The organism is Streptomyces sp. NPDC048257 (genome assembly GCF_043201855.1).
Lineage (GTDB): Bacteria > Actinomycetota > Actinomycetes > Streptomycetales > Streptomycetaceae > Streptomyces.
In genome coordinates, this window is sequence record NZ_JBICZI010000001.1 from 590168 (window position 1) to 608384 (window position 18217).

At 71.7% G+C, this 18217-nt stretch carries 15 protein-coding genes; 9 read left to right on the forward strand and 6 right to left on the reverse strand.

Features of this window, described 5'->3' with window-relative positions:
* Positions 1-1425: an FAD-dependent oxidoreductase gene (locus ACGFZK_RS02835; protein ID WP_393847264.1), complete on the forward strand. Its 1425-nt coding sequence runs from the start codon at positions 1-3 to the stop codon at positions 1423-1425.
* Positions 1422-2618 carry an NAD(P)/FAD-dependent oxidoreductase gene (locus tag ACGFZK_RS02840; RefSeq protein WP_393847022.1) on the forward strand — a complete coding sequence of 399 codons (1197 nt, stop codon included), beginning with the start codon at positions 1422-1424 and terminating at the stop codon, positions 2616-2618. The genes ACGFZK_RS02835 and ACGFZK_RS02840 overlap by 4 nt, the downstream gene beginning before the upstream one ends.
* Before the next feature lie 77 nt (positions 2619-2695).
* On the opposite strand, the gene ACGFZK_RS02845 is transcribed toward ACGFZK_RS02840, so the two are convergent.
* Together ACGFZK_RS02845 and ACGFZK_RS02850 are read right to left on the reverse strand one after the other, a co-directional pair.
* A complete protein-coding gene (locus ACGFZK_RS02845; protein ID WP_393847023.1) occupies positions 2696-3286 on the reverse strand; it encodes a hypothetical protein in 591 nt (196 codons plus the stop codon).
* Complete coding sequence (locus tag ACGFZK_RS02850; RefSeq protein WP_393847024.1) at positions 3283-3573, reverse strand: hypothetical protein; 291 nt, start codon at positions 3571-3573, stop codon at positions 3283-3285. The genes ACGFZK_RS02845 and ACGFZK_RS02850 overlap by 4 nt, the downstream gene beginning before the upstream one ends.
* Before the next feature lie 475 nt (positions 3574-4048).
* Here ACGFZK_RS02850 and ACGFZK_RS02855 point away from each other — a divergent pair, with 475 nt between their 5' ends.
* The 4 genes from ACGFZK_RS02855 to ACGFZK_RS02870 all read left to right on the forward strand — a co-directional run bounded on the left by ACGFZK_RS02855 (position 4049) and on the right by ACGFZK_RS02870 (position 10444).
* A complete protein-coding gene (locus ACGFZK_RS02855) occupies positions 4049-5524 on the forward strand; it encodes a xanthine dehydrogenase small subunit (RefSeq protein ID WP_393847025.1) in 1476 nt (491 codons plus the stop codon).
* Complete coding sequence (gene xdhB, locus ACGFZK_RS02860; RefSeq protein WP_393847026.1) at positions 5521-7926, forward strand: xanthine dehydrogenase molybdopterin binding subunit; 2406 nt, start codon at positions 5521-5523, stop codon at positions 7924-7926. Before ACGFZK_RS02855 ends, xdhB begins: the two co-directional genes overlap by 4 nt.
* 1 nt (position 7927) lies before the next feature.
* Complete coding sequence (gene xdhC / locus ACGFZK_RS02865) at positions 7928-8797, forward strand: xanthine dehydrogenase accessory protein XdhC (protein WP_393847027.1); 870 nt, start codon at positions 7928-7930, stop codon at positions 8795-8797.
* Between the two features lie 159 nt (positions 8798-8956).
* Positions 8957-10444, forward strand: a complete 1488-nt coding sequence (locus ACGFZK_RS02870) for a SulP family inorganic anion transporter (protein ID WP_393847028.1) — start codon at positions 8957-8959, stop codon at positions 10442-10444.
* Here ACGFZK_RS02870 and ACGFZK_RS02875 read toward each other — a convergent pair.
* Positions 10428-10901, reverse strand: coding sequence for an SRPBCC domain-containing protein (locus tag ACGFZK_RS02875; protein ID WP_393847029.1), 474 nt, complete (start codon positions 10899-10901; stop codon positions 10428-10430). The genes ACGFZK_RS02870 and ACGFZK_RS02875 overlap by 17 nt on opposite strands.
* Positions 10898-11533 carry an HIT family protein gene (locus ACGFZK_RS02880; RefSeq protein WP_393847030.1) on the reverse strand — a complete coding sequence of 212 codons (636 nt, stop codon included), beginning with the start codon at positions 11531-11533 and terminating at the stop codon, positions 10898-10900. The genes ACGFZK_RS02875 and ACGFZK_RS02880 overlap by 4 nt, the downstream gene beginning before the upstream one ends.
* Positions 11534-11717: 184 nt before the next feature.
* On the opposite strand from ACGFZK_RS02880, the gene rph reads away from it, so the two are divergent.
* Complete coding sequence (gene rph, locus ACGFZK_RS02885; protein WP_393847031.1) at positions 11718-14318, forward strand: rifamycin-inactivating phosphotransferase; 2601 nt, start codon at positions 11718-11720, stop codon at positions 14316-14318.
* A gap of 75 nt (positions 14319-14393) precedes the next feature.
* Here rph and ACGFZK_RS02890 read toward each other — a convergent pair whose 3' ends face one another.
* Together ACGFZK_RS02890 and ACGFZK_RS02895 are read right to left on the reverse strand one after the other, a co-directional pair.
* On the reverse strand, positions 14394-14864 hold the full coding sequence (locus ACGFZK_RS02890) for a Dps family protein (protein ID WP_393847265.1): 471 nt from the start codon (positions 14862-14864) through the stop codon (positions 14394-14396).
* A gap of 50 nt (positions 14865-14914) precedes the next feature.
* Positions 14915-15376 carry an RICIN domain-containing protein gene (locus ACGFZK_RS02895; RefSeq protein WP_393847032.1) on the reverse strand — a complete coding sequence of 154 codons (462 nt, stop codon included), beginning with the start codon at positions 15374-15376 and terminating at the stop codon, positions 14915-14917.
* Between the two features lie 366 nt (positions 15377-15742).
* On the opposite strand from ACGFZK_RS02895, the gene ACGFZK_RS02900 reads away from it, so the two are divergent.
* Both ACGFZK_RS02900 and recQ read left to right on the forward strand, forming a co-directional pair.
* Positions 15743-15952 (forward strand): hypothetical protein, encoded by a 210-nt coding sequence (locus ACGFZK_RS02900; RefSeq protein ID WP_393847033.1) that lies wholly within the window; start codon positions 15743-15745, stop codon positions 15950-15952.
* An 89-nt stretch (positions 15953-16041) separates the two neighbouring features.
* Positions 16042-18066, forward strand: a complete 2025-nt coding sequence (gene recQ / locus ACGFZK_RS02905; RefSeq protein WP_393847034.1) for a DNA helicase RecQ — start codon at positions 16042-16044, stop codon at positions 18064-18066.
* The last annotated feature ends 151 nt before the right edge of the window (positions 18067-18217 follow it).

The window sequence follows — 18217 nt, forward strand, 5'->3', positions numbered from 1 at the left end:
ATGAGCGGCGCGACCGGCAGGACCGGCGTCACCGTCACCACCGGCGGCGCCCTGCCCGGCGGGGAATACGACGTGACGGTCGTCGGCGCCGGCGTGGTGGGCTCGGCGATCGCCCGCGAACTGGCCCGGCTCCCCCTGCGGGTCGCCCTCGTCGACGCGTCCGACGACGTCGGTGACGGCACCTCGAAGGCCAACACCGCCATCCTGCACACCGGATTCGACGCGGTGCCCGGCTCCCTGGAGTCCCGGCTCGTCCGGGAAGGACACCGGTTGCTCTCCGCGTACGCCGCAGAGACCGGCATCCCGGTGGAGCCGCTCGGAGCGCTCCTCGTCGCCTGGGACGAGGAGCAGCTGGCCGCGCTGCCGGGGCTCGCGGAGAAGGCCGTACGCAACGGCTACCGCTCGGCCCGGATCATCCCGGCCGAGGAGGTGCGGGCCCGCGAGCCGGAGCTCGGGCCCGGGGTGCTGGGGGCGCTCGACGTGCCGGGCGAGTCCGTCATCTGCCCCTGGACGACCACGCTCGCGTATGCGACGCAGGCGGTGCGCGCCGGTGTCGAGCTCCACCTCAACTGCCGGGTGCGAGCGGTCAGGCCGGGCGATGTGCACACCCTGGCCACGAACCGGGGCCCGCTGCGCACCCGGCACCTGGTCAATGCGGCGGGGCTGTACGCCGACGAGATCGACCGGCTGCTGGGCCACGCGGACTTCGCCGTGACGCCCCGGCGCGGCCAGCTGATCGTCTTCGACGAGCTCGCCCGGAGCCTCGTACGGCACATCCTGCTCCCGGTACCGGGCGCCCTCGGGAAGGGGGTGCTGGTGTCCCCGACGGTGTACGGGAACGTGATGCTCGGGCCGACCGCCGAGGACCTGGACGACAAGACGGACACCGGATCGACCGCCGAGGGGCTCGCGCTGCTGCGGGAGAAGGGCCGGCGGATCCTGCCGGCCCTCCTGGAGGAGGAGGTCACCGCGGTGTACGCCGGCCTGCGGGCCGCCACCGGTGACGACGACTACGCGATCCGGGCCCACCCCGCGCAGCGGTACGTCACGGTGGGCGGGATCCGTTCGACGGGGCTCACGGCCTCGATGGCGATCGCCGCCCACGTGGTGGAACTGCTCGCCGACGGCGGTCTGCCGGTGGCGGGAGCACGGGATCCGGAGCCGGTGCGAATGCCGAACCTGGGCGAGGCGTTCCCCCGGCCGTACCGCGACGCGGAGTTGATCGCGCGGGACCCGGAGTACGGCCGGATCGTCTGTCACTGCGAGCGCGTGACCCGCGGCGAGATCCGCGACGCGCTGGGCGGTACGGTCCCGCCCGGTTCGCTGGACGGCCTGCGGCGGCGCACCCGCGCCCGGGGCGGCCGCTGCCAGGGGTTCCACTGCGGAGCCGCCGTCCGCGCGCTGTTCGAGGAGGCCCGCCGGTGAACCGCGACCGCACGGTCGAGGTCCTGGTCGTCGGCGCCGGCCCGGCCGGGCTGGCCCTGGCCGCCCGCCTGGCGGCCGCGGGTGCGGGGCACGTCGAGGTGCTGGAGCGCGAGCAGGACGCGGGCGGGGTGCCGCGCCACTGTCACCACGGTGGGTTCGGGGGGACCGTACGCCCGTGGCTCGCGGGACCTGCGTACGCGCGGCGGGCCGTACAGGCGGCGGTGACGGCCGGGGCCACGCTCCGTACCGGTGTCACCGCCACCGGCTGGGCGGGTCCGCTGTCCCTGGAGACCACGAGCCCGGCGGGCCTGGAACGGATCACGGCCCGGGCCGTCGTCCTTGCCACGGGCGCCCGGGAGCGCCCGCGCAGCGCCCGGCTGGTGCCGGGCTCCCGGCCGGCGGGCGTGCTGACCACCGGGGAGCTGCAGCAGTCGGTCCACCTGTACGGCCAGGACATCGGCCGGCGGGCCGTGGTGGTGGGCGCCGATCCGGTGGCCCGCCACGCGGTACGCACGTTGCGCCGGGCCGGTGCGGAGGTGGTGGCCGTGGTCACGGAGCTCTCCCGCGGCCCCGCCGTCCCGGGAGTCCCGCTGCTCACGGCCACGAGGGTGGGCGAACTGCGCGGCCGCGGCCGTCTGTCGGGCGTGGCCGTGCAGCACGAGGACGGCCGCTCGGGGACGCTCGCCTGTGACACGGTGGTCTTCACCGGCGACTGGATCCCCGACCACGAGCTGGCGCGCCGCGGCGGCATCGCCCTGGACCCGGGGACACGAGGTCCGTCGGTGGACGCGTCCTTCCGTACGTCGACGCCCGGGGTCTTCGCAGTCGGCAACGCCCTGCACGGCGTCGAACGGGCCGCCACCGCGGCCGCGGAGGGCGCCGCCGCCGCGGTTGCGGTCCTGGCCCACCTGTCGGGTGCGCCGTGGCCGCAGCCCGGTCCCGCGCTGGCCGTGCGGGCCCCGCTGGTGTGGGTGGCGCCGAACCGTCTGACGGATGCCGCAGGGAGGCCGTTGCTGCTGCGGTCGGCGGAGCCGCTGACCGGCCCGGTGGTGACGGTCGCTCAGGACGGCCAGCTGCTGTGGCGGCGACGGGTGCCGGGACGGGTGTCACCGTCGCGGTCGCTGCGGCTGCCGCCTGGGTGGACGCACCGGGTCGACCGGGCGGGCGGTCCGGTTCTCCTGGGCATCGGCTGACCCCGTATCGGGCGCCGGCGCGAAGGCTCCGGTTCGCGGAAGCACAGGGGTGGACGCAGGGCGCGCAGCGTTGTGGCTCAGCGTTTCCCGACGGGGCCGAGCGCCCGCTTGTAGTAGCGCCAGGGGAACCAGCCCGCGCCGACGGGGATCCAGCCCTCCGCCTCCATGCGACGGTGGCGGCCACCGGAGGAGAGCGTCACACGGCAGTGCTCCCACGGGTGCTCGGAGGTCTCCACCTCGAGGAAGAGGGGTCCGTAGCCGACCAGGTGCCACCCGTCGCGTCCGGCCTCCTCCAGGGCGGCCATCTCGTTGAACGCGGTCACCGGGCTGAGGATGCGGCGCTCCGGGGAGCCCGGCTCCCCACCGGTCGGTGTGCCGGGGGCGGGGGTCCCGGCGAACCGCTGCTGGGCGGCCTGCCGGCTCACTCCCAGGACGCGGCCCACCGTTTCCCAGCTGTGTCCGGCGGCCCTGGCACCCTGTACGGCCTCGCGCAGCAGCCTGCTCGCTTCCTCGGCTCCGACCCGCGACGCGTCCACCAGACGCAGGTAGCCGTCCGCGTCGCGTTCGAGCGCCGCGGCCAGGCCGTCGGGGGCGCCGATGACGGCTGCGGCGATTCCCTCACGGATCCGGGCGGCCTCCAGTGGGCCGAGCAGGGCCTCGTCGCTCATCGCCGCGCGCCGGCGAGGGGTTCCAGCGCGTCGAGCACCTCGGTGTCGCGGCGGGCGCGGGCGGCACCGGCCTGCGCCGCGGCCCGGGCGACCAGAGCGCCGGCGGCGGCGACGAGGGCGAGGGACACGACGACCAGGGCGACCGAGGCGGCAACCCCGAAGCGGTCGTGGAACACGGCCGTCAGCGCGGGCACGGTCGCCGCGAGGGGGAGCAGGGCCGCCGTGGTGGCGGACGTGGTGGGGTGAGGGGCGTCCTCGGAGGAACTCTCCGGCTTCAAGATCGACATGCGTCAAGGTTCTCTTGACGCTCCCCTCTTTGTCAAGATTTCCTTGACGGGGTCGACGGCAGCCCCGGCGCCGCCCCCGCCTCGGTCCCCGCCGGCATCCCGCATCCGGCACGTTCAACTGACCTCCGTACGACCGCTTGACCGATGGACCTGCGGCAACGTAACTTCGAACGGACCGAGCCGTGAGCTGATGAAAGGAGGCGAAGTCGGATGTCGACCATCTCCGAACTGAACCGCCTCGCCCATCAGATCGCCTGGGCTCCGGGTCTTGTAGCACACGGCTGCTGAACAGCCCTCTTCCGGTGTGCCCGTCTGTGGCCCCGGCATTTTTCGATTTCTCACACCGCCTGCGGCACGTCAGTTGCGTGCCGGTGCGCGCTCTGCTGTTCTTCAGCTGCGCCATCGAAGTAGAAAGCCCATCAAAAATGGCTACTAGCCTAATCAGGTCGACCGTGCACCGAAATGAGGATGTGCCATGGTAGCGGCGCGGATCACGGTCAACGGGAAAGAAACACCGCTCGCTCCGGATGCGCCCCACACCACCGTGCTGGATTTCCTGCGCGAGCGTGGCCTCACCGGCACCAAGGAGGGCTGCGCCGAGGGTGAATGCGGCGCCTGTTCGGTCCTGGTGGCCCGTCCCGGAGTGAACAAGCCCACCGACTGGGTGGCGGTCAACGCCTGTCTGGTGCCGGCCGCGGCACTCGACGGGCAGGAGGTCATCACCTCCGAAGGCCTCGCCACCCCCGGCAAGCCCGGCACGCCGCCCGCACTGCACCCGGTGCAGGAGGAGATGGCGGTCCGCGGCGGTTCCCAGTGCGGTTACTGCACCCCCGGGTTCATCTGCAGCATGGCCTCCGAGTACTACCGGCCCGACCGCTGCGCGCACGCGGAACCGGAAGCGGAAGCGGCCGACAGCACCGACCACGAGCACGGCCCGAACGGCTTCGACCTGCACTCGCTGAGCGGAAACCTGTGCCGGTGCACCGGCTACCGCCCGATTCGCGATGCGGCGTTCGCCGTCGGCAGCCCCGGCGAGGACGACCCGCTCGCGCAGCGTCGTGAGCAGTCCCCGCCGGAGCCGGCCGCCACCGAATACACCCAGGACGGCAGCACGTTCCTGCGGCCCGGCACCCTGACCGAAGCGCTGCAGCTGCTGCGCGAGCGGCCCGACGCGGTGGTGGTCGCCGGCAGCACCGACTGGGGCGTGGAGGTGAACATCCGGTCCCGCCGCGCCGATTGCGTCGTCGCCGTCGACCGACTGCCCGAGCTGCGTGCGCTGCGCGTCGAAGCCGACCACGTCGAGATCGGTGCGGCGCAGACGCTCACCGAGATCGAACGCCGCCTCGACGGCAGCGTCCCGCTGCTGGCGGAGCTGTTCCCGCAGTTCGCGTCGCGGCTGATCCGCAACAGTGCGACCCTCGGCGGCAACCTGGGTACCGGCTCCCCCATCGGTGACAGCCCGCCGGTGCTGCTCGCGCTGGAGGCGTCGCTGGTGCTCGCCGATGCCGACGGTGAGCGCGAGGTCCCGCTCGCCGACTACTTCACGGGCTACCGGCAGAGCGTCCGCCGTCCCGGCGAGCTGATCCGCGCGGTACGCATCCCGCTGCCGCTGTCGCCGCTCACGGCCTTCCACAAGATCGCCAAGCGTCGCTTCGACGACATCTCCAGCGTGGCGATCGCTTTCGCGCTCGACATCGACGGCGGGATCGTCCGCAAGGCACGCATCGGTCTCGGCGGCGTGGCCGCCACCCCGATCCGCGCCCTCGCCACCGAGGCGGCCCTGGAGGGCAAGGCCTGGACGGCGGAGACCGTCGAGGCCGCGGCCCGGGTGCTGCGGGGCGAAGGCACGCCGATGAGCGATCACCGCGCCAGCGCCATCTACCGTTCCGCGATGCTCGGCCAGAGCCTGCTGAAGCTGCACGCGCAAACCCCCGAGGCGGTGTCGTCATGAGCCATTTGTCCGAGCGTCCTGAGAAGCCCGTAGTCGGCGTCTCCATGCCGCACGAGAGTGCGGTCCTGCACGTCACCGGTAGCGCGCTCTACACCGACGACCTGGTGTACCGCACCAAGGACACGCTGCACGCCTACCCGGTCCAGGTCATGAAGGCCCGCGGCAGGATCACCGCGCTGCGTACCGAGCCCGCGCTCGCGGTGCCCGGTGTGGTCCGCGTGCTGACCGTTGCCGACGTGCCCGGCGTCAACGACGCCGGCATGAAGCACGACGAACCGCTGTTCCCCGACGAGGTCATGTTCTACGGCCACGCGGTCGCCTGGGTGCTCGGCGAGACCCTGGAGGCGGCCCGGCTCGGTGCGGCGGCCGTCGAGGTGGAACTCGACGAACTGCCCTCCCTGATCACGCTGAAGGAAGCGATCGCGGCCGAGAGCTTCCACGGCGCGCGGCCCCTGATGGTGACCGGCGACATCGACGCCGGCTTCGCCGACTCCGCGCACGTGTTCACCGGCGAGTTCCAGTTCTCCGACCAGGAGCACTTCTACCTGGAGACGCACGCCGCGCTGGCCTACATCGACGAGGGCGAGCAGGTCTTCATCCAGAGCAGCACCCAGCACCCCTCGGAGACCCAGGAGATCGTCGCGCACGTCCTCGGTCTGCACAGCCACGAGGTGACCGTGCAGTGCCTGCGGATGGGCGGCGGCTTCGGCGGCAAGGAGATGCAGCCGCACGGGTTCGCGGCCATCGCCGCGCTCGGCGCCAAGCTCACCGGCCGGCCGGTCCGCGTGCGGCTCAACCGCACCCAGGACCTGACCATGTCCGGCAAGCGGCACGGCTTCCACGCCGAATGGAAGATCGGCTTCGACGCCGACGGCCGGATCCAGGCCCTGGACGCCACCCTGACCGGGGACGGCGGCTGGAGCCTGGACCTGTCCGAGCCGGTGGTGGCCCGCGCGCTGTGTCACATCGACAACACGTACTGGATTCCCAACGCGCGCGTCGCCGGTCGCATCGCCAAGACCAACAAGGTCTCCAACACCGCCTTCCGCGGCTTCGGCGGCCCGCAGGGCATGCTGGTGATGGAGGACATCCTGGGCCGGTGCGCGCCGCTGCTCGGCCTGGACGCGATCGAGCTGCGGAAGCGGAACTTCTACCAGCCGGGTCTCGGTCAGGCGACGCCGTACGGCCAGCCGGTCCCGCAGGCGGAACGCATCTCCGCCGTCTGGCAGCAGGTCGAGACCAACGGCGGCATCGCCGACCGCAAGCGCGAGATCGCCGCCTTCAACGCCGCGCACCCGAACACCAAGCGGGCACTCGCGATCACCGGCATCAAGTTCGGCATCTCGTTCAACCTCACCGCCTTCAACCAGGCCGGCGCCCTGGTGCTGATCTACAAGGACGGCTCCGTCCTGATCAACCACGGCGGCACCGAGATGGGCCAGGGCCTGCACACCAAGATGCTGCAGGTGGCCGCGACCACGCTGGGCATCCCGCTGCACAAGGTACGGCTGGCTCCCACGCGAACCGACAAGGTGCCCAACACCTCCGCCACCGCCGCCAGTTCCGGGGCGGACCTCAACGGTGGCGCGGTGAAGAACGCCTGCGAGCAGTTGCGTGCGCGGCTGCTGCAGGTGGCCGCCAGCCAGCTGGGCTCGAACGCGTCGGACGTGCGCATCGTCGAGGGCGTCGCGCGCACCCTGGGCAGCGACAAGGAGCTGGCCTGGGACGACCTGGTACGCACCGCGTACTTCCAGCGCGTCCAGCTGTCGGCGTCCGGTTACTACCGGACCGAGGGTCTGCACTGGGACGCGAAGACGTTCAGGGGCTCGCCCTTCAAGTACTTCTCCTACGGCGCCGCCGCGGCCGAGGTGGAGGTGGACGGCTTCACCGGCGCGTACCGCATCCGGCGGGTGGACATCGTGCACGACGTCGGCGACAGCCTGTCCCCTATGATCGACATCGGTCAGGTCGAGGGGGGCTTCGTGCAGGGCGCGGGCTGGCTGACGCTGGAGGACATGCGCTGGGACACGACGGACGGGCCGAACCGCGGCCGGTTGCTGACCCAGGCCGCGAGCACGTACAAGCTGCCGAGCTTCTCGGAGATGCCCGCGGAGTTCCACGTCACGCTCATGGAGAAGGCCCACGAGGAAGGCGCGGTGTTCGGCTCCAAGGCCGTGGGTGAGCCTCCGCTGATGCTGGCGTTCTGCGTGCGCGAGGCGCTGCGGCAGGCCGCCGCGGCGTTCGGGCCCGCCGGGGTCAGCGTGGAACTCGGCGCCCCCGCGACACCGGAGGCGGTGTACTGGGCGATCGAGGCCGCGCGCAGCAGCGACGCTCAGCCGGGCGGCCACGCCGACATCGGCAGCGAGATCCCCAGCGACACAAGCGCTTTGAGCAATGCCTGACATGACCTGGATCGCCGCGGTCGCGCGGTTGCGAGCACGCCGGGAACCCGGCGTGCTGGTGACCGTCGCGACCGTGCGCGGCCACGCTCCCCGTGGTGCCGGTGCCAAACTCGTGGTGGGACGGACCGAGACCTGGGGTTCCATCGGCGGCGGCAACATCGAGGCCGTCGCCATCGACCGGTCCCGCCAGCTGACCTGTGAACCCGATCCGGAGCCGGAGCTGATGGAGTTCGCACTCAACGACAAGGTGACCGGACCGCACGGCGTGCAGTGCTGCGGCGGAGCCGTCAGCCTGCTGCTCGAACCGCTGCCGGTGGTCCAGGCGGTGGCCATCTTCGGCGTCGGGCACGTCGGACTGGAGCTGGCACGCATCCTGGCCCGCCAGAACCTCGATCTGCACCTGGTCGACAGCCGCTCCGACATACTCACCGACGAACGGCTCGACGTGCTCGCGGACGCGGTGGCACAGGTCCACGTGCACCACACACCGCTGCTTCCGGAGGAGGTGCTCGCGGAGCTGCCGCCCGGCACCCACGTCCTGATCATGACCCACGACCACGCGGAGGACGCCGCCCTGTGCGACGCCGCGTTGCGTACCCCCGGTCTCGGCTCCATCGGGCTGATCGGCTCGGCCGCCAAATGGGTGCGGTTCCGCAAGCGCCTGGCCACCGAGGGGGGCCACGACGACGCCACCATCGCCCGGATCAAGACCCCGATCGGACTGACCGAGATCACCGGTAAGGAGCCCGCCACGATCGCGGTGAGCGTCGCGGCGGACCTGCTCCGCGCCTTCGAACAGGACCTCCCGGTGGCGGCGCCGGCCACGGAGCCGGCGGTCCCCGCGGTCCACGTACGCTCCGGTGCCGCCTAGAAGGTGCCCGAGCAGTCCCGGCGCTACGTCGGCCCACGGGGGGCCGACGTAGCCCTGGGCCCGCGCGGTACCTTTGAGGGTCGTTCCCCGTCCTTCCGTACGCCTGCCCGTCGGCGGTGTGCCCGCCTGACAGGTCTGCTTCCCTTGCCGCACCCCGCCGTGTCCATACCCGTGCGCCTGCGCGGCCTCCGCCCGTCCTGGCTGTCGCCGAAGGTGCTCCGCACCGAGGTGCTGGCCGGCCTGGTGGTCGCGCTGGCGCTCATTCCGGAGGCGATCTCGTTCTCGATCATCGCCGGGGTGGATCCGGCGATCGGCCTGTTCGCCTCCTTCACCATGGCCGTGACGATCGCCGTGGTCGGCGGACGGCCCGCGATGATCTCCGCCGCCACCGGTGCGGTGGCCCTGGTCATCGCGCCGCTGAACCGGCAGCACGGCTTCGGGTACCTGGTGGCCGCGGTGATCCTGGCCGGGGTGTTCCAGATCGCCCTCGGCGCGCTCGGCGTGGGCAGGCTGATGCGGTTCATCCCGCGCTCGGTGATGGTCGGCTTCGTCAACTCGCTCGCGATCCTCGTCTTCATGGCCCAGGTTCCGGAGCTGCGCAACGTGCCGTGGGCCGTCTACCCGCTCCTCGCCACCGGCCTGGCCCTCATGGTGCTCTTCCCGAGGATCACGACGGCGGTCCCGGCCCCGCTCGTGTCGATCGTGATCCTCACCGTGATCACCGTCGCCGCCGCAATCGCCGTGCCGACGGTCGGCGACAAGGGTGCGCTGCCGTCCTCCCTGCCCGTTCCCGGCCTGCCCGACGTGCCGTTCACCCTCGACACGCTGAGCACCGTCGCCCCGTACGCCTTCGCCATGGCGCTCGTCGGGCTGATGGAGTCGCTCATGACGGCGAAGCTGGTCGACGAGATCACCGACACCTCCTCGTCGAAGACCCGGGAAGCCGTCGGGCAGGGCATCGCGAACATCGTCACCGGGTTCTTCGGCGGCATGGGCGGCTGCGCCATGATCGGCCAGACCATGATCAACGTAAAGGTCTCCGGCGCCCGCACCCGGCTGTCCACGTTCCTCGCGGGCGCGTTCCTGATGGTGCTGTGCATCGTCTTCGGCCCGGTCGTCTCCGACATCCCGATGGCCGCCCTGGTCGCCGTCATGGTCATGGTCTGCTTCGCGACCTTCGACTGGCACTCCGTCGCACCCGGGACCCTGCGCCGCATGCCCGCGGGCGAGATCACCGTGATGGTCGTCACCGTGGCCTGCGTGGTCGCCACCCACAACCTCGCCGTCGGCGTCGTCGCCGGATCCGTCACCGCGATGGTCATCTTCGCCAAGCGCGTGGCCCGGCTCGCCGAGGTCACCTCGGTCACCGACCCCGACGGCAGCCAGGTCGTCTACGCCGTCAGCGGCCAGCTCTTCTTCGCTTCCTCCAACGAGATCGTCGGCCGGTTCGACTACGCCGGCGACCCCGGCAAGATCGTCATCGACCTGTCCGCCGCCCACATCTGGGACGCCTCGTCGGTCGCGGCGCTCGACGCGATCGAGCACCGTTACGCGCAGCGCGGCAAGACGGTGGAGATCACCGGCCTGAACGGGCCCAGTGCCCGCCTGCACAGGACGCTCAGCGGCGAACTCACCGCCGCCGGCTGACCTCGACGTACGACGCCAGGTTGGCCAGCGAGGAGGCGATCCCGGCCTCGTGTACGGCCTGGTCGATACCGGGCGGCACGTCCTCGGCGGTGACGGCCACCTCGGTCCCGTCACCGGCAGCGGCGAGGTGCCAGGTCATCGTCATGGTCCCGGCGTACTTCGGGTCGTCGGCCTCGAAGACGGCCCGCTGCACCACACGTTCCGGCGGCGCCAGGTCGGCGAAGACGACCTCGACGACGTCCGTCGCATCGGAGGTCTTGCCTGGGCCGCCGGCGGGATCGAGATGGGTCAGGACCATCCGGAACCCCCCGCCGGGCCGGGGATCCCACCGCTCGATCCGCCCGCGCATCCCGTCCGGCGGCAGCCAGGTCTCCAGGGACTCCCGGTCGAGGAGGGCTGCGTAGACGGCCGCGGGTGGAGCGGCGATCATCCGGCCGGCCCGGTCCTTCCTGCTCATGGACCGATTCTGCCCCGTCCGGTCCCGAATGTGCGCAAGCACGGCCCCGGACCCGGTGACGGGCGAGCGCTTCCGGCGGCCGGTCCGGCCCTGCGGGCGGCAACGGCTCCGCGCAGACGCGCGGCCAGGTCGGCAGCTTCCTCGGCGGACACGGACAGCACGCCGTTCTCGGTCATCAGGGCGTGGAACTGCTGCTGACGATAGGGAGTACCGGGTGGGAGGCCGGCGATGTGCCAGTGCAGATGGGCGTTGCCCTGCCGGCTGCCCAGGGAGTAGAGGTACGTCCGCTCCGCGCCGCACACGTCTTCGACCGCCAGGGCGATCTCGCGTACGAACAGCATGATCCGGGTGTAGGCCGCTTCGTCCAGGTCGCGGACGACGTGCTCGATGTGCGCCTTCGGCGCGACGAGGACCTTCCCCGGAAGGGTCGGCCACCGGTCGAGGAAGGCCACGTGATCCTCGTCCTCGAGGACCAGCTCGTGCGCGTAGTCCGGATGCCCGCCCAGGAACGCGCAGACGAAGCACGGCCCGCGTCGCGCGCGGTCCTCGTAGGAGTCGAGACCCATGGGCCGCCGCCCGCCGGCCGAAGCATGCGGCTGCGGCTGCGGCTCGGACGGTTCGGTTCCGCCCATCCCCACTCGCCTCACGCCGGTCCGCCGGAGCTCGTCAACTCTCATGGGCGGCAAAGACAAAGGCAAGGAGAGCCCTCTCCTTGCCACTCTCAATTTATAGCGCGCCGGGGGGCTTGCCGCAAGGCCCGGGTCACAGCGCAGAATCGTCAACCGAAGCCACAACCTGCGGAAATGGAGCCACGACGTGATCGTGCAGTACGTGTTGGATCTTCAAGAGGTCGACGAGGGACAGGTTGCGGTCGTCGGTGGCAAGGGTGCACACCTGGGCGGGCTGTCACGGATCGACGGCATCCGCGTACCGCCCGGCTTCTGCGTGACGACGCACGCCTTCCGGCAGATCATGGCGCAGGCACCGTCGATCGACGATCTGCTCGATCGGTTGTCGCGCGTGAACCCGGACGACCGGGAGGCGATCCGCACGCTCAGCGCGCAGATCCGCCGGACCATCGAAGGGATCGCCGTCCCGGACGACCTCGCGGCGGCGATCACCGGAGCGCTCGCCCGGCGCGGTGAGCAGACCGCCTACGCCGTCCGGTCCAGCGCGACGGCGGAGGACCTGCCGACGGCCTCCTTCGCGGGCCAGCAGGACACGTACCTGAACGTCGTGGGGCCGACGGCGATCCTCCGGCACGTCAGCCGGTGCTGGGCCTCGCTGTTCACCGAGCGGGCCGTGACCTACCGTCAGCGCAGCGGCATCGACCACCGTACGGTCGACATGGCCGTGGTCGTGCAGCAGATGGCCTTCCCGCACGCGTCCGGCATCCTGTTCACGGCCGACCCCGTCACGGGCAACCGGAAGCTCTCCACCGTCGACGCCGGCTTCGGCCTCGGCGAGGCCCTGGTCTCCGGCCTGGTGAACCCGGACGTCTTCACGGTGCGCAACGGCGAAGTCGTCGCCAGGACGATCGCCGCCAAACAGCGTGCCGTGCACGCCCTGCCGGCCGGTGGTACGCAGGAAGTGGCGATCGACGCGCAGCGGCAGGAGCAGCCGGCGCTGACGGATGCGCAGGTGGTGCGGCTCGTGGAGCTCGGGCGGCGGATCGAAGCTCACTTCGGCCGACCGCAGGACATCGAATGGTGCCTGGTCGACGACGGCTTCCGGATCGTTCAGAGCCGGCCGATCACGACGCTGTTCCCCATCCCGGACGCCGGCGACCAGGAGAACCACGTCTACGTCTCCGTCGGTCACGGGCAGATGATGACCGACCCCATGAAGCCCCTGGGGTTCTCCATGTGGCAGCTGACGGCCATGGTGCCGATGCACGAGGCCGGCGGGAGGCTGTTCGTCGACGTCACCCGGCGCCTGGCCTCGCCTGCGAGCCGCGCCGGCCTCCTGGACGCCCTGGGGAAGGGCGATCCGCTGATCAGGGATGCTCTGGAGACCGTCCTCGACCGCGACGACTTCGTCCCGTCGCTCCCGGACGCGGGTCCCGCCGGGCCGCCGGCCGGCGGTGCGCCCGCTCCGATCGAGACCGATCCGGCCATCGTCACCGAGCTGATCGAGCGCAGCCGGGTGTCCATCGCCGCCCTGGAGCGCGACATCCGGACGAAGAGCGGACCGGCGCTGTTCGACTTCCTGCTGGAGGCCTTCGAGGAGCACAAGCGGGTCCTCAGTGATCCGCTGAGCCATCAGGCGATCATGGCGGGTATGGAAGCCACGTGGTGGCTCAACGAGAAACTGCACGAATGGCTGGGCGAGAAGAACGCGGCCGACACGCTGACCCTGTCCGCCCCCGACAACATCACGTCGGAGATGGGACTGGCTCTGCTCGACGTCGCGGACGTCATCCGCCCGCTGCCGGAGGTGGTGGCGTTCCTTCAGGGCGCCCGGGACGAGGGCTTCCTGGACGAGCTGGCGAAGCTCGCGGGCGGGACCGAGGCGCGCGACGCCATGGAGGCGTACCTCGACCGGTACGGCATGCGGTGCGTCGGCGAGATCGACATCACGAGGCCGCGGTGGCGCGAGCGCCCCACCACGCTGGTGCCCGTGATCCTCGACAACGTGCGGAACTTCGAAGCGGGCGCCGCCGAGCGGCGCTTCGAGCAGGGGCGGCAGAAGGCGCAGGAGAAGGAACAGGACGTGTTGTCACGCTTGCGGGCCCTGCCGGACGGGGACCGCAAGGCCGACGAGGCCAAGCGGATGATCGACCGGGTCAAAACCTTCATCGGGTACCGGGAGTACCCGAAGTACGGCATCATCAGCCGCTACTTCGTGTACAAGCAGGCCCTGCTGGAGGAGGCCGAGCGCCTCGTGCGGGCGGGCGTGTTGCCGGAGAAGGAGGACGTCTTCCACCTCACCTTCCAGGAACTCCACGAGGTCGTGCGTTCGAACCGGGTGGTCGACCGACAGCTCCTCCAGCAGCGCAAGGAGGCGTTCACGGCGTACCACGCGCTCACCCCGCCCCGGGTGCTCACCTCGGAGGGTGAGGCGCTCACCGGCGCGTACCGGCGCGACGACGTGCCGGCCGGCGCGCTGGTCGGCCTGCCGGTTTCCGCCGGGACCGTCGAGGGGAGGGCCCGCGTCGTCCTCGACATGGCGGAGGCCGATCTGGAAGCGGGCGACATCCTGGTCACGACCTTCACGGACCCCAGTTGGTCGCCGCTGTTCGTCGGAATCGCGGGCCTGGTGACGGAGGTGGGCGGCCTGATGACCCATGGCGCGGTGATCGCCCGGGAGTACGGCTTGCCGGCCGTCGTGGGCGTGGAGCAGGCCACCCGGCTGATCCACGACGGGCAGCGGATCCGCGTGCACGGAACCGACGGGTACATCGAGATCCTGCCCTGACCGAACCACCCCACGGCCGCCCCGGCACGTGCCGGCGGGGGCGCGGCCCCCGCCGGGGCCACGCCCCCGGTTCGCTCAGGCGTTCTCGGCGGCGAACATCCAGTGGTGCTTCTCGAGCTCACCCGTCACGGCGATCAGAAGGTCCTGGGTGACCGGGTCGGGCTCGTCCGTCGACCGGATGCGGTCGCGCATGCGGGTGATCACGGTGCTGAGGGCGTCGACGAGGATGCGGACGGCGTCCACGTCCTTGATCCAGCCCTCGGGCACGCCGGTGATCGCCGTGGCGGACGCCACCGTCGCCGCCCGGCCGTCCGGGGTGATCCCCAGGGCGGAGGCGCGCTCGGCAACCACGTCGGAGTGGGTGCGCGCCGTGGTGACGACCTCGTCCAGCTGGAGGTGTACGGACCGGAAGCGGGGACCCACCACGTTCCAGTGCACCTGCTTGGCGACGAGCGAGAGGTCCACCAGGTCCACCAGAGCGCCCTGCAGCGCTTCACCGACGACCTTCAGGTCCGCTTCCGGGAGGGCGTTCTTGACGACGGACACAACGTCTCCATTCATATCGGGATATGTATCGACGAAACGTCGCCTACCCGCTACGAGGGACGCAAAACGGTCCCGTGTGCCCGGCTGGTCCGTTCAGCCGAGCCGGTCACATCACGTGCCGGACCGGGCCACCGTTCAGAAGTTCCAGCTCTGCTCCGGACCTCGTTGCCGTTGCGGAACCACTTCTGGTTACTGCCCCCGGTGCAGTCCCACATGCTCACCGATCCCTGGTCGCCCGGATGGAAACCGTAGATCTCCAGGCACTTTCCGTTCGGACCGGAACGGATCTGCTCGCCGTCCCAGCGCCACTGCTGGTTGGTGTTGCCGGTGCAGTCCCACGTCACGGTGGAGGCGCCGTTCTCCTGATGGAACATGAAGACGTCGGCGCACCTTCCGTTCAGGTTGGACTTGAGCAGCGGTGCCGCGGCGAACGCCGGCGAACCCGTCAAGGTGCCGCCGACCGTGAGCCCGATGGCCGCCGGCAGCGGCATCAGTCGCTTCAGAGCGTGCATGCTTTCCCTCCGTCCGGCCATTGCGCAGTGTGCGGTGACCCATCTCCAGCTGCCGGCACATCGCGGCTGCGGAAAGGGCCTGGAAGGCCCCGGAAAGGAAGCCATGCCACGCGCCGAACGCCCGCTCGACCCGGACACCGGTCCGCTGACGCGGTTCGCGGCCGACCCGCGGAAGCTGCGCGAGGCGGCGGGACGGCCGCCCTGCCGGGCACTGGCCAGAGAGGCGCACTACTCGTCCACGACGCTGTCCGACGCCGCGGGCGGGCGCACGTTCCCGAGCCTGGGCGTCACGCTGGCGTACGTGGAGGCGTGCCGGGGTGACTGCCGCGTAGCGTGGCCCGCGCGCGGGCATCGGGGTCGCCGGGGATGCGCTTCACGCCGGGTCCCCACCCCGCGGAGGAGTGTGCGGTCAGACTGGCCACCGGCGGCAACGACTTCACGATCCGGCTGTGGAACACGCGCCGGGACACGGTGGTCGCCCGCATCTGCGGCAGTGCGTACCCGCGGATCACCCAAGCCGAATGGGCACGCTACTTCGCGGCGGTCGACTTCGCCCTGCCCTGCCCCGCCGCATGACGTCGGCCCGTGGATCGCGGCCCGGTCGCCGGCCCCCGGGTTCCGGCGGCTGGGGCCGGTGTGTCGGCGGGTGCCGATAGGCTTCACGGATGGCCCTTCCGGACACTTCCCCCGAGACCTCCGACGCTCTGCAGGTACTGCACCGCGTGTTCGGATACAGCTCCTTCCGCGGTGAACAGCAGGAGATCATCGAGCAGGTCACCAGCGGTGGCGACGCCCTCGTGCTGATGCCGACCGGCGGCGGCAAGTCGCTGTGCTACCAGATCCCGGCGCTCGTCCGGGAAGGCACGGGCGTCGTGATCTCGCCGCTCATCGCGCTGATGCAGGACCAGGTGAACGCGCTCAACGCCCTCGGGGTGCGGGCCGGATTCCTCAACTCGACGCAGGACCCGTACGAGCGGCAGGCCGTCGAGCAGGCCTTCCTCGCCGACGAGCTGGACCTGCTCTACCTGGCGCCCGAGCGGCTGCGCACCGAGAGCACCCAGCGCCTGCTCGACCGGGGCAAGGTGTCACTCTTCGCGATCGACGAGGCGCACTGCGTCGCCCAGTGGGGTCACGACTTCCGGCCCGACTACCTCGCGCTGTCCATGCTGCACGAGCGCTGGCCGAAGGTGCCGCGGATCGCGCTCACCGCGACGGCCACCGAGGCCACCCACGCCGAGATCGTGGCGCGGCTCGGTCTGGAGGAGGCCCGCCACTTCGTCGCCAGCTTCGACCGGCCGAACATCCAGTACCGCATCGTCGCGAAGGACAACCCGCTCAAGCAGGTGCTGGAGCTGATCCGGGCCGAGCACGACGGGGACGCCGGAGTCGTCTACTGCCTCTCGCGCGCCTCGGTGGAGAAGACCGCGGCCTTCCTGGTGGAGCAGGGCATCGACGCGGTGGCCTACCACGCGGGGATGGACGCCCGCACGCGTGCGGCGAACCAGGCGCGCTTCCTGCGGGACGAGGGCGTCGTGGTGGTGGCCACGATCGCGTTCGGCATGGGCATCGACAAGCCGGACGTGCGCTTCGTCGCCCACCTCGACCTGCCGAAGTCCGTCGAGGGCTACTACCAGGAGACCGGCCGCGCCGGCCGCGACGGCGAGCCGGCCACGGCCTGGCTGGCGTACGGCCTCCAGGACGTGGTGCAGCAGCGCAAGCTCATCGCCGGATCCGAGGGCGACGAGGCGCACCGCCGCTCCCTGGGCATGCACCTGGACGCCATGCTCGCGCTGTGCGAGACGGTCAGCTGCCGTCGGGTGCGGCTGCTGGAGTACTTCGGGCAGTCGGGCGAGCCCTGCGGCAACTGTGACACCTGCCTGACGCCGGCCGAGTCCTGGGACGGCACGGTCCCCGCGCAGAAGCTGCTGTCCACGGTGTGGAGGCTGGCGAAGGAACGGCGCCAGAAGTTCGGCGCCGGCCAGATCATCGACATCCTGCAGGGCAAGAAGACCGCCAAGGTCATCCAGTTCGACCACGACGGGCTGTCCGTGTTCGGCGTCGGGGCCGACCTGGGCACCGCCGAATGGCGCGGGGTCGTGCGCCAGCTGCTGGCGCAGCGGCTGCTGGCGGTGGAGGGCGAGTACGGGACGCTCGTGCTGACGGAGGAGAGCGGCGAGGTGCTGGGAGGGCGCCGCAGCGTCCCGATGCGCAAGGAGAAGGCGCCCGCCGGCCCCTCCCGCAAGGAGTCCGGGTCCCGCTCGGGCAAGGGCGCCCGCGTGCCGGTCGACTTGCCGGCCGCGGCCGAACCGGTCTTCCTGGCCCTTCGCGCCTGGCGGGCGGAGACAGCGCGGGAGCAGGGCGTACCTGCGTACGTCGTCTTCCACGACGCGACGCTGCGGGAAATCGCGACGCGCATGCCCGCCACGGCGGAGGAGTTGGCCACCATCGGCGGCGTCGGCGAGGCCAAGCTCGCCAAGTTCGCCCAGGGCGTCCTCGACACCCTGGCGGAGTGCGGCGCCACGGCCGGAGCGCCGGGCACCGCGCCCCCGGCCGAGTCCTCCGGTCCGGCCTCCTCCGGCCCGGCTCACCCGGCGTCCCCGCCGGCGGCACACCCCGGGGCACCGGACCCCGACGAGCCGCCCTTCGACCCGGACGAGATGGCTCCGCCGCCCTGGGACGACTGGCAGTAGCCGGTTCGCCGTCCGGGGAAGCCGGGCCCGGGGGGCCCCCCCCCCCCGGGGGGGGGGCGGGCGGGGCGGGGGCGGGTGTGGCGGACGGGGGGGCCCCCCCCCGGGGTGGGCCGCCGCGGGCGGGCCCGGCCCCCCGGCGGGGGGGGGGGGT